Origin of the sequence: Amycolatopsis sp. NBC_00348, assembly GCF_036114655.1 — a bacterium.
GTDB lineage: Bacteria > Actinomycetota > Actinomycetes > Mycobacteriales > Pseudonocardiaceae > Amycolatopsis.
Genome location: NZ_CP107994.1, coordinates 8,140,847 through 8,155,858 on the forward strand (window position 1 = coordinate 8,140,847; position 15,012 = coordinate 8,155,858).

At 70.6% G+C, this 15,012-nt stretch carries 15 protein-coding genes; 7 read left to right on the forward strand and 8 right to left on the reverse strand.

All coding sequences use genetic code 11. The annotated features are described in order from the left end of the window. Positions 1-23: 23 nt before the first annotated feature. Entirely contained in the window at positions 24-857 is an 834-nt protein-coding gene (locus OHS58_RS36095; RefSeq protein WP_442875487.1) for an SDR family NAD(P)-dependent oxidoreductase, read from the reverse strand. A 69-nt stretch (positions 858-926) separates the two neighbouring features. Here OHS58_RS36095 and OHS58_RS36100 point away from each other — a divergent pair, with 69 nt between their 5' ends. Then, the gene (locus OHS58_RS36100; RefSeq protein ID WP_328645420.1) at positions 927-1,625 is read left to right on the forward strand and encodes a hypothetical protein; all 699 of its coding nucleotides are present in this window, start codon (positions 927-929) and stop codon (positions 1,623-1,625) included. Positions 1,626-1,639: 14 nt separating this feature from the next. Here the strand turns inward: OHS58_RS36100 and OHS58_RS36105 are convergent, their stop codons facing one another. Continuing rightward, complete coding sequence (locus OHS58_RS36105; RefSeq protein ID WP_328645421.1) at positions 1,640-2,398, reverse strand: hypothetical protein; 759 nt, start codon at positions 2,396-2,398, stop codon at positions 1,640-1,642. A gap of 101 nt (positions 2,399-2,499) precedes the next feature. Continuing rightward, complete coding sequence (locus tag OHS58_RS36110; RefSeq protein WP_328645422.1) at positions 2,500-2,934, reverse strand: MarR family winged helix-turn-helix transcriptional regulator; 435 nt, start codon at positions 2,932-2,934, stop codon at positions 2,500-2,502. Between the two features lie 58 nt (positions 2,935-2,992). On the opposite strand from OHS58_RS36110, the gene OHS58_RS36115 reads away from it, so the two are divergent. After that, a complete protein-coding gene (locus OHS58_RS36115) occupies positions 2,993-3,673 on the forward strand; it encodes an SDR family NAD(P)-dependent oxidoreductase (RefSeq protein ID WP_326945254.1) in 681 nt (226 codons plus the stop codon). Between the two features lie 32 nt (positions 3,674-3,705). Here OHS58_RS36115 and clpB read toward each other — a convergent pair whose 3' ends face one another. The 3 genes from clpB to OHS58_RS36130 all read right to left on the reverse strand — a co-directional run bounded on the left by clpB (position 3,706) and on the right by OHS58_RS36130 (position 8,169). Continuing rightward, positions 3,706-6,300 (reverse strand): ATP-dependent chaperone ClpB, encoded by a 2,595-nt coding sequence (clpB, locus tag OHS58_RS36120; protein WP_328645423.1) that lies wholly within the window; start codon positions 6,298-6,300, stop codon positions 3,706-3,708. Between the two features lie 96 nt (positions 6,301-6,396). Then, positions 6,397-7,584 (reverse strand): MFS transporter, encoded by a 1,188-nt coding sequence (locus tag OHS58_RS36125; RefSeq protein WP_328645424.1) that lies wholly within the window; start codon positions 7,582-7,584, stop codon positions 6,397-6,399. 99 nt (positions 7,585-7,683) lie between these two features. Then, positions 7,684-8,169 carry a MarR family winged helix-turn-helix transcriptional regulator gene (locus OHS58_RS36130; protein WP_326945256.1) on the reverse strand — a complete coding sequence of 162 codons (486 nt, stop codon included), beginning with the start codon at positions 8,167-8,169 and terminating at the stop codon, positions 7,684-7,686. 320 nt (positions 8,170-8,489) lie between these two features. Here OHS58_RS36130 and OHS58_RS36135 point away from each other — a divergent pair, with 320 nt between their 5' ends. From OHS58_RS36135 to OHS58_RS36155, 5 genes are all read left to right on the forward strand, one after another. Next, on the forward strand, positions 8,490-9,665 hold the full coding sequence (locus OHS58_RS36135) for a globin domain-containing protein (protein ID WP_247059354.1): 1,176 nt from the start codon (positions 8,490-8,492) through the stop codon (positions 9,663-9,665). Between the two features lie 358 nt (positions 9,666-10,023). Next, complete coding sequence (locus OHS58_RS36140; RefSeq protein ID WP_247059355.1) at positions 10,024-11,127, forward strand: globin domain-containing protein; 1,104 nt, start codon at positions 10,024-10,026, stop codon at positions 11,125-11,127. 21 nt (positions 11,128-11,148) lie between these two features. After that, positions 11,149-11,853 carry a dienelactone hydrolase family protein gene (locus tag OHS58_RS36145; protein WP_326956564.1) on the forward strand — a complete coding sequence of 235 codons (705 nt, stop codon included), beginning with the start codon at positions 11,149-11,151 and terminating at the stop codon, positions 11,851-11,853. 146 nt (positions 11,854-11,999) lie between these two features. Further along, positions 12,000-12,761, forward strand: coding sequence for a lytic polysaccharide monooxygenase (locus tag OHS58_RS36150; protein ID WP_328645425.1), 762 nt, complete (start codon positions 12,000-12,002; stop codon positions 12,759-12,761). After that, a complete protein-coding gene (locus OHS58_RS36155; RefSeq protein WP_328645426.1) occupies positions 12,758-13,297 on the forward strand; it encodes a DUF305 domain-containing protein in 540 nt (179 codons plus the stop codon). Before OHS58_RS36150 ends, OHS58_RS36155 begins: the two co-directional genes overlap by 4 nt. Before the next feature lie 80 nt (positions 13,298-13,377). Here the strand turns inward: OHS58_RS36155 and OHS58_RS36160 are convergent, their stop codons facing one another. After that, positions 13,378-13,803, reverse strand: a complete 426-nt coding sequence (locus OHS58_RS36160) for a heat shock protein transcriptional repressor HspR (protein WP_247059360.1) — start codon at positions 13,801-13,803, stop codon at positions 13,378-13,380. Positions 13,804-13,808: 5 nt separating this feature from the next. Beyond that, positions 13,809-14,990: a molecular chaperone DnaJ gene (gene dnaJ, locus OHS58_RS36165; RefSeq protein WP_326945260.1), complete on the reverse strand. Its 1,182-nt coding sequence runs from the start codon at positions 14,988-14,990 to the stop codon at positions 13,809-13,811. Positions 14,991-15,012: the final 22 nt, after the last annotated feature.

Genomic DNA, 15,012 nt, shown 5'->3' on the forward strand with positions numbered 1-15,012 from the left:
TTCGAAGGTAGGGACAGCCCTACTCAGGTGCGGCCCTTGCCGCCGAAACCGCCGCTGATCTTGCGCAGCACCGCGCGCGGGAGCAGGCCGCCGATCGCCACGACGGCCTTGTACTGCAGGCTCGGCACCGAGATCACCTTGCCGCGGCGCAGGTCCGCGAGGGCCTCGTCGACCACCTGTTCGACGCCCAGCCAGGCGATCTTCGGGCCCGGCCGGTCCAGGCCGGCCCGCTCGTGGAACTCGGTCGCGGTGAAGCCCGGGCAGAGCGCCATCATCCGGACGCCCTTCGGCAGCGACGCGGCGATGCCCTCGGTGAACGACGTGACCCAGTTCTTGCTCGCGGTGTAGGTCGAGCCGCGGCCGCTGAAGAAGCCCGCGACGCTGCTGACCTGGATGACGTCACCGCGGCCGCGGTCGACCATGCCCGGCAGCACCGCGCGGGTCAGCCGCAGGACGGCGGTGACGTTGACGTCGAGCTGGCGCTGCAGCGCGTCCGGCGAGACGGTCCAGAAGTCGCCGCCCAGCCCGAACCCGGCGTTGTTCACGAGCAGGTCGACCGGGCCGGCGGCCAGCCGCTCCTCGACGGCCGTTCGTCCGTCCACTTCGGACAGGTCGGCGGGCAGCACCTCGACGGCGACGCCGTGGCGTTCGCGCAGTTCGGCGGCGTAGGTCTCCAGTCGCGAGGCGTCCCGGGCGACGAGCACCAGGTCGTACTTCTCGGCGGCGAGCGTGCGCGCGAACTGCGCGCCGATGCCCGCGGTGGCTCCGGTGATCACGGCGGTGTGATGTCCGGGGCTTCGCCCCGGGCCGGGGGCGCCGCCACCCGGACCCCCGGCAAAGACGTTGGTGGTGGTCATGTGGGTGAACCATACGCGCTGGTCAGGGCCCGAGGTGCAGCCGTTTGACGCCCGGGCTATCGTCCCGGCATGGGTAAGCACAGCAGGCGCAAGAGCGGCTATCTGCCCAGGGTCGCCGCCGGCGCGGCACCCGTCGCCCTCCTCTTCGCCGCCCCCGTTTCGGCGTTCGCCGCCCCGTCCGACCTGACGCTGCCGATCGACCACCGGCACACCACGACGCTGAACAACGACGGCGACGCTCTCACCGCGACCCGCCGCGACGTCGTCGGCAAGCGGCTCGGTGACGTGCGGCTCGCCGCCGACCGCACCGAGGCCGTCGCCACGGGCGGCGAACGCGCGGGTGTCGCCGAGAGCGCCCACCAGGGCGTTTGGCTGGGTCACGGCGTCGACGTCCTGAGCGAGCACGCCGAGCAGCTCGACACCGGGCTGTTCACCGGAGACCTCACCGGCGGGATCGCCGCCCGCCGCTCGTCCGGGCAGGCGGTCGACCTCGGCCAGTTCGGCGCGGTCGGGACGACGTCCGAGCAGCACGTCATCAGCAGTTTCACCGGCGTCCTCGACGTGGGCCAGAAGCACGAGGTGGGCGGCACGCTGGGGCCGGCGTCCGGCCTGGTCAGGACGTCACAGAGCCTGTCATCGGGCTCGTTCGGCGGCGACTTCGGCGTCGACCGCGTGGTTCACGTCCAGGGCAGCACGACGTCGGTGCGCGGCACGCTGGACCAGCACCCCTCGGTGTCGCTGAGCGTGCTGGACCGGCCGGTGCTCTAGTCCTGCTAGTCCTGCTAGTCCTGCGGGGTGTCCGCGGGCGGCGGCTGCTGCACCGGGATCCCGGTGGCCGGCGTGCCCGGCGCGGAACCCACGGCGGGGATCGGCGCGCTCGCCTGGTGGCGGCCGGCGTCGTAGTCCCCGTCGAACGGGTCGACGATGTCCGCGATCTCGCCGAGGTCGCGCAGCAGGCGCTCGAGGCGCGACGGGCCGGCGGTCGGGACGACGCTGGCGAGCACCCACTCGCTCTCGAGCCAGGCCACACCGACGTCGCCGCCGAGCTGGTCCGCGGCGTCGACGAGCTCCTGGGTGATCACCGCGCGGGCGCCGTCGGCGTCGTCCGCGAAGGCGTAGCGGGAGCCGATCGGACCGAGCATCTCGGGCATGTCGGCGCGCTGGAACGGCACGCTGGACAGCCACATCTCGATCGGGATCTTGTGCTTCTTGTTGCAGCGCACCGCGACGACGACGGCCGGGATCTGCCCCTCGGACTCGATGTCGAAGATGAACACCGGGCGGCGGCCGTCGGAGGTGAAGGTCGAGCCCGCGACGACGTTGACGGCGGCGTCCGCGCCGAAGTAGCCGATCGCACCGTTGGACCACTGCTGCGGCAGCCGCTCGTCCTCTTCGACGAACTGCCAGCCGCGCAACTGTGCCCAGCGCATGCGCTCGCGGTTGCGCGAGCCCTCCTTCGCCCGATCGGCGGCGAGCAGCCCCAGCCCCGCCACCAGGGCGACGGCCGCGATGACGAACCAGATCCACGCCGGAATACCCACGATCGTCAGCGTATCGCCTGCTACGCCGAAGAGATGATCGCCGGTACCCGTGTCGCCGCGCCCATTCGAAGCATTTCCCGCCTACAACGTCGACAAATCGCTTAATCACACGATTCGGCCAGGGCTGCAAGGCACGCGAAGAACGTGGCCCGGTCGGCCTTTCCGAGCGGTTCGACCAGGTGAGCCCGCACGGCGGCGGCGTGCACCGGCCGCGCGCGGGCGACTTCCGCGCGGCCGGCGTCGGTGATGACGACCTCGACTCCGCCGTCGACCGGCCGCCGCGTCACGAGCCCGCGTTGCTCCATGCGGGTCAGGTGGTGCGACAACCGGCTGCGGTGCCACCCCATCGAGTCGGCGAGCTGGTTCTGCCGCAGGCTCCCCTTCCCGTCCTCGGCGACGCGTGTGAGCACGCCGAAGTCCGGATCGGACAGTCCGGTCGCGGCGGCGACGTCCTCGACGACCCGGGCCCGCACGGTTTCGGCCGCGCGCTTCCAGGCGTGCCACAACGCCATGTCGTCCTTGCTGAGCCGGTCCACGAGCGGCAACTCTACGACGGTGTTGTCATGACAACAAGATCCGGCGTACGGTGTTGTCATGACAACAGCATTGGTGACGGGCGGGAACAGGGGCATCGGCAAGGCGATCGCGGCCGGACTCGTCCGGCGGGGATTCACCGTCTACTCGGGAGCGCGTGACGTCGGCCGCGGTGCGGCCGCCGCGGCGGAGATCGGCGCGAAGTTCGTCCGGCTCGACGTGCTTTCCGACGAGGACGTCGAAAACGCGGTGGCGGCGATCGGGGAACTGGACGTACTGGTGAACAACGCCGGGATCAACGCGGGCGGGTACGGGAAGCCGTCGGACGAGACCGCGGAGACACTGCGGCGGGTCTACGAGACCAACGTGTTCGCGGTCGTCCGCGTGACGAACGCGTTCCTGCCGCTGCTGCGGCGGTCACCCGCGGGCCGGATCGTCAACGTGACCAGCAAACGCGGCTCGATCGGCGAAGACGGGGCCTGGGCCGGGCAGCCGTCCATGTCCTACTCCGGCTCGAAGACCGCCCTCAACGCGCTGACCGCGCACTACGCGCGGGAACTCGCGGACACGAAGATCAAGGTGAACGGCGCCGCACCCGGCCACGTCGCCACGGATTTCAACGGCTTTCGCGGGAGCCGCACTCCCGAAGAAGGCGCCGAAGTGGCCATCCGGCTGGCCACTGTGGACGAAAACGGGCCAACCGGCGCCGTCTTCGAAGACGAGCGCCGGTTGGCCTGGTGATACTTGCACTTTCGGGGTTTCCGAGTGGCGGATCAGACGCGGGTCACCGTCAGCGCGTTGCCCGCCTCGATGTCCGGGATGTCGACCCGGACCGTGTCGCCGTCGCGGACCTCGCCCGACAGCAGTTCCTTCGCGAGCTTGTCGCCGATCGCCGACTGGACCAGCCGCCGCAGCGGGCGGGCGCCGTAGATCGGGTCGAAGCCGTTGAGGGCGAGCCACTCGCGGGCGCCGTCGGTGACCTCCAGGTGCAGCCGGCGCTGGGCCAGCCGCGCGGCCAGCCGGGCCACCTGGATGTCCACAATGGACGTCAGCTGCTCGGTGCCGAGCGAGTGGAACACGACGATGTCGTCGAGCCGGTTGAGGAACTCCGGCTTGAACTGCCGCTGCACCACGTCCAGCACCGCGTCCCGCCGCCGGCGTTCGTCCAGGTTCGGGTCGGCGATGGCCTGCGAACCGAGGTTCGAGGTCAGGATCAGGATGGTGTTCCGGAAGTCGACCGTCCGGCCCTGGCCGTCGGTCAGCCGCCCGTCGTCGAGGACCTGCAGCAGCACGTCGAAGACGTCCGGGTGGGCCTTCTCGACCTCGTCGAGCAGCACCACCGAGTACGGCCGGCGCCGGACGGCTTCGGTCAGCTGCCCGCCCTGGTCGTACCCGACGTACCCCGGCGGGGCGCCGACCAGGCGCGCCACCGAGTGCTTCTCGGCGTACTCGCTCATGTCGATCCGCTGGATCGCCCGCTCGTCGTCGAAGAGGAACTCCGCCAGCGCCTTGGCCAGCTCGGTCTTGCCGACGCCGGTCGGGCCGAGGAACAGGAACGACCCGGTCGGCCGGTCCGGGTCGGCGACGCCGGCCCGGGCGCGGCGCACCGCGTCCGCCACGACCTGCACGGCTTCGGGCTGCCCGATGACCCGCCGGCCCAGCTCCTCTTCCATCCGGAGCAGCTTGCCGGTCTCGCCCTCGAGCAGCCGTCCCGCCGGGATGCCGGTCCACGCGGCCACGACGTCCGCGACGTCGTCGGCGCCGACCTCTTCCTTGAGCATCACGTTCTGCTGGCTCGCCTCGTTCGCGGCCGTCGCGGCCTCGAACTCCTTCTCCAGCGCCGGGATCCGGCCGTAGCGCAGCTCGGCGGCCTTGCCCAGGTCACCGTCGCGCTCGGCGCGCTCGGACTCGCCGCGCAGCTGCTCCAGCTGCTCCTTGAGCTCGCGGACCTTCTCGATGGAGCCCTTCTCGTTCTGCCAGCGCGCGGTCAACGCGGTCAGCGTCTCGCGCTTCTCGGCCAGCTCGGCGCGCAACGCGCTGAGCCGGTCCTTCGAAGCCGCGTCGCTCTCCTTGGCGAGCGCCATCTCCTCGATCTCGAGTCGGCGCACAGCGCGTTCGACCTCGTCGATCTCCACCGGCCGCGAGTCGATCTCCATGCGCAGCTTGGACGCGGCCTCGTCGACCAGGTCGATGGCCTTGTCCGGCAGGAAGCGCGCGGTGATGTAGCGATCGGACAGCGTCGCCGCGGCGACCAGCGCGGCGTCCGTGATCCGGACGCCGTGGTGCACCTCGTAGCGCTCCTTCAGCCCGCGAAGGATCGCGATGGTGTCCTCCGGCGACGGCTCGCCGACCAGCACCTGCTGGAAGCGCCGCTCCAGGGCGGCGTCCTTCTCGATGTGCTGGCGGTACTCGTCGAGCGTGGTCGCGCCGACCATCCGCAGCTCACCGCGGGCGAGCATCGGCTTGATCATGTTGCCCGCGTCCATCGCGCCCTCGCCGGTCGCGCCGGCGCCGACGATGGTGTGCAGCTCGTCGATGAAGGTGACGACCTCGCCCGCGGAGTCGGTGATCTCCTTGAGCACGGCCTTCAGCCGCTCCTCGAACTCGCCGCGGAACTTCGCGCCGGCCACCATCGACCCGAGGTCGAGGGCGATGACGCGCTTGCCGCGCAGCGACTCGGGGACGTCGCCGGCGATGATGCGCTGGGCCAGGCCCTCGACGATCGCCGTCTTGCCGACGCCCGGCTCGCCGATCAGGACCGGATTGTTCTTCGTGCGCCGCGACAGCACCTGCACGACGCGGCGGATCTCGGTGTCCCGGCCGATGACCGGGTCGAGCTCGCCGGCGCGGGCGCGCGCGGTCAGGTCGACGCCGTACTTCTCCAGCGCCTTGAACGTGCTCTCCGGGTCCGCGCTGGTGATCCGGGCGGAGCCGCGGACCTTGGCGAACGCCTCCCGCAGCGCGTCCGGGGTGGCGCCGTGCCGCTTGAGCAGGTCGGCCACCTGGCCGCCCTCGGTGGCCAGCCCGACCAGCAGGTGCTCGGTCGAGACGTACTCGTCGCCCAGCTCGGTCGCCAGCTTCTGCGCGTGCGTCAGCGACTTCACGGCGAAGGTGTCGAACTGCGGGCTCGACACGGTCGCGCCGGTCGCCGACGGCAGCGCCGCGGTGATCGGCTCGAGCTCCTTGTGCACCACCCCCGGGTCGGCCCCGACCGCGGTCAGCAGCGGTGCGGTCAGCCCCTCACCCTGCGCCAGCAGGGCGCCCAGCAGGTGGGCGGCCGACACGTGCGGGTTGCCGGCCATGGTGGCCGCCTGCGCCGCGGACGAGATCGCCTGCTGGGTCTTCGTGGTCGGGTTGAAAGCGTCCATCCCTCACCTCATGCTCGATTACAAGAAAGTCCTGGTGACAGGCCTGACCGAAGCCCGTCAGTCTCTACAACGCACGAAGACTTGAGTCTGTTCCGCTCAACTTTGGCCGGGTGCGACCGCGTCCGCCGGCAGCCGGGGCGCGAGCGTCCCGAGCCCGGCGACGGCGAGCCCGGCGCACACCCCGACCAGCACCCAGGGTAACCAGTCGGCGACCGAGAACAAGGCCACCACAGCGGGCGCGAGGACCTGCGCCATGGTGAACGCGTACTGGTACGCAGCGAGATAACGTCCACGGGCGTCCGGAGGTGCCGCGGCCTCGGCGAGCGCCCCCGAGCGCGGCCCGAAGACCAGGTCGCCGGCGGCGAACACCAGCGTCGAGACCAGCAGGTAGACCACCCGCCAGCCTTCGGGGACGAGCAGCACGCCCAGGCTGACCAGGCACCACGCGGAGAACAACGCCGAGCCGGCCCGCATCGCGCCGATCCGGGTCAGCTTCGCCGTGAGCCGCAGCGCGAGCGTGCCGCCGACGCTGGTCAGCACGGTGAGCAGGGCGAGGATCGCGCCCGGCAGCCAGGCCGGGCCGTGCAGCCGGTCGAGGACGAACACCGGCGTGCCGATCAGGAAGAACTCGAGCGAGAGCCCGAACAGGCCGCTGAACAGGATCAACGCGAGGTACGGCCGGTTGCGCAGCACCCGCGCGGGCCGCTCGCAGTCCTTCTGGTGCGGTCGCACGAGCCGGACGCAGAAGCCGAGGATGCCGGCGGCGACGACGAACGTGCCGACGTCCAGCAGGAGCGCGACCCGGTACCCGGCCAGCCCCTGCCAGGTCAGCAGCACTCCCGCCACCAGACCCCCGAGGCCGAAGCAGCCGGCCCGCACCATCCCCACCTCGGCGAACGGCCGATCCTTCGGGACGTCGCCCGCGACGTCGGCGATGAGCACGAACAGGCAGCTGTAGAACAGCTGCTGCCCGGCCGCGAGCAGGACCGCGGCGAACACCACGGCCCCGGCGCCGTCGGCCACCAGGTACGCGCCGGCGCCGGCGGCCTGCAGCAGCTGGGCGCAGATGACGACGACGCGCGGGCCGACGCGGTCCACCAGCCGTCCGGCCAGCGGCGGCACGACCAGGCCGCCGACCGTACCGAGGGTGACCGCGGTGCCCGCGACGGCGAGCGGCACGCCGACCACCTGGGTCACGTAGACCAGGGCGAGCGGGAGAAACAGACCTGAGCCGAAGTTGTCGATCCCCAACGCGCACAGCAGTGCGACCCGGCTACGCGTCACGCATCGACGTTAGCTCTGGTCAGCACCGGGAAGTCAGGACCGAACGGAGACAATCGGTCACGCCGAATGCAACTGGCGGTGTGACCGATTGCCCGTCCGTCACTTGGTCGTGTCAGCGAGACACGCCACGCTGCCGAGCGCGCGGCGGAGGTCGGTGTTCATCTCCGCGAGCCGCCCGGTGAGGTCGGTGACGCGGGCGTCGTCCCAGCCGCCGAGGGCCTGCTCCATGAACTCGAGGTAGTTGGTCCGCCAGTTGGCGAGCTCCGCGCGGCCCTTCTCGGAGACGCTCACCAGCGTCGCCCGGCCGTCCTCGGGCGCGGGACGGCGGTCGATCAGCCCGGCGGCGGAGAGCTGGGTGATCTGCCTGCTGACGACGGACAGGTCGACGAACCGGCGTTTCGCCAGCTCGGACGGCCGCGCCTCACCGTTCTTCGCCAGGTCCGACAGCAGCATCGCGGCCGCGGGGTGCAGCCCCGGCGCGTCCTGCCAGGCCTGCATGATCCAGGCGTGCTGCAGCTGGGACGCAGTTTTCAGCTCACGCATGAGCTCGACCCGGACGTCGTCCTCGGTGTCGTCGAAACTCATCGGAGCCCTCCCGGTACTGCCTGTTAGTTGTGCAATACAAGTTTATTGCCGGACACTTGCGCAGGGCAAGCATCGGCCCGGTGAGGTCCCCCACGCCGACACTGGCGGCAATACACCCGGTCGGAGCAACAATGCGGGCAAAAGGGCGCCCGGCCGCTACCCTGCGGACGGGCCGCGCACGAAGCGTGCGCGGAGTGGCTGGGCGGAAGCGATGGACACCGGGAGGCGGCTGTGCGCGGAACTGCCGTCGTCGTGCCCGGACCGGCGGTGACCGACCGGGTGCCGTCCTCCCTCCGTCCCCGACCGGTGAACCCCGGCCCATGACAGCCGACTCGGTCAGCCCGCTCCCCCGCTCCTCGACCTCGCGCGAGGCACCCCCGGCCGTCACCGCGATGGTCCAGCTCATCCGGGACAGCTGGGCCAGGTCCGAGCCGTACATCGCGGACATCTCCCAGTTCTTCTACGGGATGCTGTTCACCCTGGCGCCGACCACGCGTGACTTCTTCCCGATCAACATGGAGATCCAGCGCGGCCGGCTGGTGCGCGCGCTGGTGCACATCGTGCAGATGGTCGACCGGCCCGACGACCTGGCGCCGTTCCTGCGGCAGCTGGGGCGCGACCACCGGAAGTTCGGCGTGGCGCCCCGGCACTACGAAGCCGTCGGCACGGCACTGCTGGCGTCGCTGAAGAACCACCTCGGCCGGGAGTGGACGCCCCAGGTCGAGCGGGCCTGGGCCGAGGCGTTCACCATCGCCGCGCGCGCCATGCAGGACGCCGCCGCGGCCGACCAGAACCCGCCGTCGTGGCACGCCACCGTCGTCGAGCACCGACGGCTGACCTGGGACCTCGCCCTGGTGCGGCTCGTCCCGGACCAGCTGGTGCCCTACCACCCCGGCCAGTACATGAGCGTCGAAGTACCGCAGCGGCCACGGCTGTGGCGCTACCTGTCCCCGGCGAACGCGCCGCGCGAGGACGGCGGCATCGAGTTCCACGTCCGCGCCGTCGACGGCGGCTGGGTCTCACGCGCCATCGTCAGCCACACGCAGCCCGGCGACGTCTGGCGGCTCGGGCCGCCACTGGGCCGGCTGGCGGTCGACCGCGAGGCCGCGCGGAACGTGCTGATGATCGCCGGCGGCACCGGCATCGCGCCGCTGCGCTCGATCCTCGACCACCTCGCGCTGTGGGGCGAGAACCCCAAGGTGCGCCTCTTCTACGGCGGCGCGGCCCGCGAGGACCTCTACGACCTCGAAGAACTGCGTGCGCTCGCCTCCATCAACCCCTGGCTGAACGTGACGCCGGTGGTGGAGCGCGGCGGCGACGTCCCCGGGTTCGAGCAGGGCACGCTCGCCGAGGCCGTCACGCGCTACGGCTCCTGGCCGGGGCACCACGTCCTCGTCTCCGGCTCGCCGGCGATGATCCGGGCGACCGTCTCCCGGATGCTCGTCGCGGGCAGCGCGCTGGACCAGATCCAGTACGACCCGTTCACGATCGACTAGCGCCCGACAATGGTGACGCACTCGTCCGATGAATGAGTCGGTTGCACTTCGGCAATTGTTACGGGTTTTCGTGAATCCTTCCGGGTGATCGTTTTTACGCAGTGCCAGGCCGGGTTGACCGCGCGTGGCGAAATTGCTCCGTTCGAGGGGAACGCGCGGAATCACGCGCATCTGCACGGGAATGCGCCTACAGTCGGGAACCCTCGGGGGCGGTACCGCTACAGCTGTGCCGCGTGGACGGCGCCACAAAGCCATGCACGACTGGAGAAAACCGTTCCCGATGACTGCTGAATCCGTGAAGATCCCCACCCTGCCCGTGTCCACCCCCGTTCCCGTTTCGGCTGGAGAGGGCCGAGAGATGGCCCGGCTGATCCGGGAAAGTTTTGCGGTGGTCGAGGCGAAAGCCGACGAACTCGCGCAGTACTTCTACGGTGCGCTGTTCGTGGTCGCGCCCGATTGCCGTGACCTGTTCCCGGTCTCCATGACGACCCAGCGCAGCAGGCTGCTGCGCGCGCTGGTGTACGTCGTGCAGATGGTCGACCGGCCGGACGAGCTCGTCACCTTCCTCGGCCAGCTGGGCCGCGACCACCGCAAGTTCGCGGTCGTCGCGCGTCACTACGACGCCGTCGGGATCGCCCTGCTCGCGGCGCTGAAGCGGTTCCTCAAGGACAAGTGGACGCCCGAGGTGGAGTCCGCGTGGTCCACGGCGTACGGGATCATCGCCAAGACCATGCGCGAGGCCGCCCAGGCCGAGACCGGGCCGGCGTCGTGGTCGGCGACCGTGCTCGAACATCGGAAGCTCACCCGCGACGTCGCGCTGGTCAAGGTGCAGACCGAGGGCCTGCTCCCGTACCGCGCCGGCGGTTACGTCAGCGTGGAGGTGCCGCAACGACCGCGGTTGTGGCGGTACCTCTCGCCGGCGAACGCGCCTCGCGGCGACGGCCAGCTCACCTTCCACGTGCGGACCGTGCCGGGCGGCTGGGTCAGCGGCGCCATCGTCAACCACACCAAGCAGGGTGACGTCTGGCGGCTCGGGCCGTCGATGGGCGCACTGAGCGTACGGCCGAGCACCACGAAGAAACGGCTGCTGATGATCGCCGGTGGCACCGGGCTCACGCCGTTGCTCGCCATCCTCGACGACCTCCAGCGGTGGAAGCGGAACCCGCCGGTGCACCTGTTCTTCGGCGGCCGCAGACCGGAAGATCTCTACGCACTGGAAGATTTGCGACGGCTGAGTGCTACGTCGAAGTGGCTTACGGTAACCCCGGTTACCGAAGAGGGCGCTTTGTCCGGCGGCGACCGTGGCACGCTCGCCCACGCAGTGACCCAGCGCGGCACGTGGAAGAACCACGACGTGCTCGTTTCCGGATCTCCGCAGATGATCCAGGCGACCATTGCGAAACTGCTGACCAAGGGCGTCGATCTGGAACGAATATCGTACGACCCGTTCACGCTCGACTGATCGCTCGCTATCGTCGCCGATATGGAGACGACTATTCCGGTTTCGGGCGGCATCGGCGGTTACCTGGCGGAACCCGAGGGAGCGGGGCCGCACCCGGGTGTGGTGCTCATCCACGACGCGTTCGGGCTGAGCCAGGACACCCGCAACATCACCGACCGCTTCGCCGGCGAGGGCTTCCTGGCCCTCAGCCCCGACCTGTACTCGCGCGGCGGCATGCGCCGGTGCGTGCGGCGCGTGTTCTCGGACATGTTCGCGAACCGGGGCCAGGCGTTCGACGACATCGAGGCGTCCCGCGCGCTACTGGCCGCGCGCCCGGACTGCAGCGGCCGGATCGGCATCGCCGGGTTCTGCATGGGCGGCGGCTTCGCGCTCGTGGCGGCGTCACGCGGCTTCCAGGCGTCCGCGCCCTACTACGGCCAGCTGCCGAAGAACCTGTCCGTGCTGGACGACGCCTGCCCGATCGTCGCGAGCTTCGGCCAGAAGGACTTCGGCCTGCGCGGCGCGGCCGCGAAACTCGAGACGGCGCTCACCGAGCGTGAGGTCCCGCACGACGTCAAGGAGTACCCGGGCGCCAGCCACGGGTTCGCCAACAAGATCGACGTCGCGGCGCCGCTGAACCTGCTGCTCAAGGTCGTCGGCTTCACCTACCACCACGAAGCGTCCGAGGACGCGTGGCGCCGGGTGACGGACTTCTTCGGTGAACACCTGGACCGACCTTCGCGCTGAGCCGACCGGAGCAGGAAAACCGCCGAATGGCGGTAGTTCGTTGACCGTTGTGCCCGAATCAACTTATGGTCTAGACCACATCTCCCCCGGATGTGCTCGTTCGCCCTCCCTCCGGAACGACGTCGTTCCCCCTTCGAGGAGCCGAAATGACCTTGAAGCGCAAGTTCTTGGCGGCCGCCGCCGGTGCGATCCTCGCGCCGGTGCTGGTGGTCGTCCTCCCTGCCGCCTCAGCCAGTGCCCACGGTTACATCTCCGACCCACCCAGCAGGCAGGCCAACTGCGCGGCGGGGAAGGTGCCGAACTGCGGGCAGATCGTCTACGAACCCCAGAGCGTCGAGGGCCCGAAGGGCCTGCGCAGCTGCAACGGCGGGCTGTCCCAGTTCGCCGAGCTGACCGACGAGTCGAAGCCGTGGCCGGCCAAGTCCGTCGGCACGACGGTGACGTTCAACTGGGTGTTCACCGCCCGGCACGCCACGTCGAGCTACGACTACTACATCGGCAACACCCGCGTCGCGACGTTCCCCGGCAACAACCAGCAGCCGCCGGCGACGCTGTCGCACACGGTGAACCTCTCGGGCTATTCAGGCCGGGTGAAGGTGCTGGCCATCTGGAACATCTCCGACACGTCCAACGCGTTCTACAGCTGCGTCGACCTCCAGATCGGTGGTGGCGGCACGACGACCCCGCCGCCCACCACCACGCCGCCCCCGACCACGACCCCGCCGCCCACCACGACCCCGCCCCCGACGACGACCCCGCCGGCCGGCGGAACGTGGGCCGCGGGCACGGCGTACAAGGCCGGTGACGTCGTCACGTACGGCGGCGCGAGCTACCGCTGCCTCCAGCCGCACACGGCGATCGCGGGCTGGGAGCCGCCGAACACCCCGGCCCTCTGGCAGCGCCAGTGAGGTTCCTGCTGGTCGCCGTCGCGCTGCTGCTGGCCGGATGCGGCAGCGGCGCGACGGCGGCCGCCCCGGCGTACAACGCGGCCGACGTGATGTTCCTGCAGATGCTGATCCCCCAGAACCAGCAGGGCATCGAGATCGCCGGCCTGGCACAGACGCGGCAGCTGCCTGCGGACCTGAAGGTCCTGGCGGCGGCGATCGAGTCGACGCAGCAGACCGAGATCAACGACATGAAGAGCTGGCTGGGCAGCTGGAAGCAGCCGGAAACGATGGACATGAACCCGGCGGCCCACGCCGGCCACGGCGGCATGCAGATGACCGCCCCGGACCTGGTCGGCACGCTGAAGACCGCACCGGACACGGAGTTCGGCCGCAAGTTCCTGGACGTCCTGACGGGTCAGCAGCAAGGAGCCGTCGAGCTGGCCCAGACGGAGAACGGCACGAGCGGCGGCGTCAACGCCCAGGCCCGCGACCTGGCCCGCCGCGTCATCGAGTCGCGTAGCGCCGAAGTGAAGCAGCTGCTGAACTTCAAGCCCTGACGCGCCCGGGGCTTGAAAGCCGTGAAGGCCTCCTTACCGGCTTTAAGAGCCGGTAAGGAGGCCTTCACGGACCTTGCGGACTAACGGCGCTTGGGGCGCCAGACCACCATCGCGGTCTGCTGGTTCATCGGGACCAGGTCCCGGCGGTAGGAAGCGTGTGCCGCCGCGGCGGCCTGCTCCCCGGCGGCGTACGCCGCGGCCAGTTCCTCGGTGATCTCCGACAGCCTCGCCCGCAGCGCGTCGACCTGGTTCTCCAGCTCGATGATGCGCTTGATGCCGGCCAGGTTCACGCCGTCTTCCTGCGACAGCCGCTGGACCTCGCGCAGCAGCGCGATGTCCCGCATCGAGTAGCGGCGCCCGCCACCGGAGGTGCGGCCCGGCGACACCAGGCCCTGCCGGTCGTAGGTGCGCAACGTCTGCGCGTGCATCCCCGCCAGCTGGGCCGCCACCGAGATGACGAACACCGGGGTCTCTTCGTCCCCCTCCGGGGGAATCCCGCCGAACATCCCACTCACCTGCCTTCGAGCAGCTCAGTGATCTCCGGCCGGGGGTCGTGCCCGGCCATCGCCTCGGCGTACGACTGCAGAGCCTCGCGCGCCTTGTCGTCCAGTTTGGCGGGAATCGCCGCTTGCAGGGTGACGAGCAGGTCACCTTGCGCACCGTCGCGCTTCGCGATGCCCTTGCCGCGCACGCGCAGCACCCGCCCGCTCGCCGTGCCCGGGGGCACCTTGAGCGAGACCTTGCCCTCGAGGGTCGGCACCGTGATCGTGGTGCCGAGCGTGAGCTCGGTGAAGTCCACCGGCACTGCGATCGTCAGGTCGAGCGCCTTGCGCCCGAACAGCGCGTGCGGAGCCACGTGCACCCGGACGTAAAGATCGCCCGCCTGCGCGCCACCCCGGCCCGGCTCGCCCTGACCGGCCAGCCGGATGCGCTGGTCGTCGTCGACGCCCGGCGGGATCCGGACGGTCAGCGTGCGGGTCCGCGTGCTGATGCCTTCGCCGCCGCACTCGGGGCACGGGTCGTCGATGATCTGCCCGCGGCCGCGGCAGTCGCGGCACGGCTCCGAGAACGCGAACGCGCCCTGGCTCCGGCTGACCAGCCCCGACCCACTGCAGGTCGGGCAGGTCCGCGGCGACGTGCCCGGCTTCGCGCCGTTGCCGCCGCACGTGGAACAGGTCGCCGGGCTCGACAACCGCAGCGGCAGGGTCGCGCCCTTGACCGCCTCGGTGAAGTCGATCCGGACGTCCGTCTCGACGTCGGCACCGCGCTGCGGCCGGTTCGCCGTCGCGCCGGCCGACGACCGGCCGCGGCCGAACAGCCCGCCGAGGATGTCGCCGAGCCCGCCCATCCCGCCCTGCTGGCCCGCACCCGCGCCGGCCTGGCCGAAGATGTCGCCCATGTCGAAGCCGCCGGAACCGCCGCCGGTGGGGAAGTTGAACCCGCCACCACCCGAGCCGCCGAACAAGCGCCGCGCCTCGTCGTACTCCTTGCGCTTGCTCGCGTCGGAGAGCACGCCGTAGGCCTCGGAGACCGACTTGAACTTCTGCTCCGCCTGCGCGTTGCCGGCGTTCGCGTCCGGGTGGTTCTCCTTGGCCAGCTTGCGGTAGGCCTTCTTGATCTCGTCCGCCGTGGCGTCGGAGGAGACGCCCAGTTCCCGGTAGAAGTCCTTACCGATCCATTCCCGAGCACTCATCGGGCGCCTCCTCCTTCCGCTG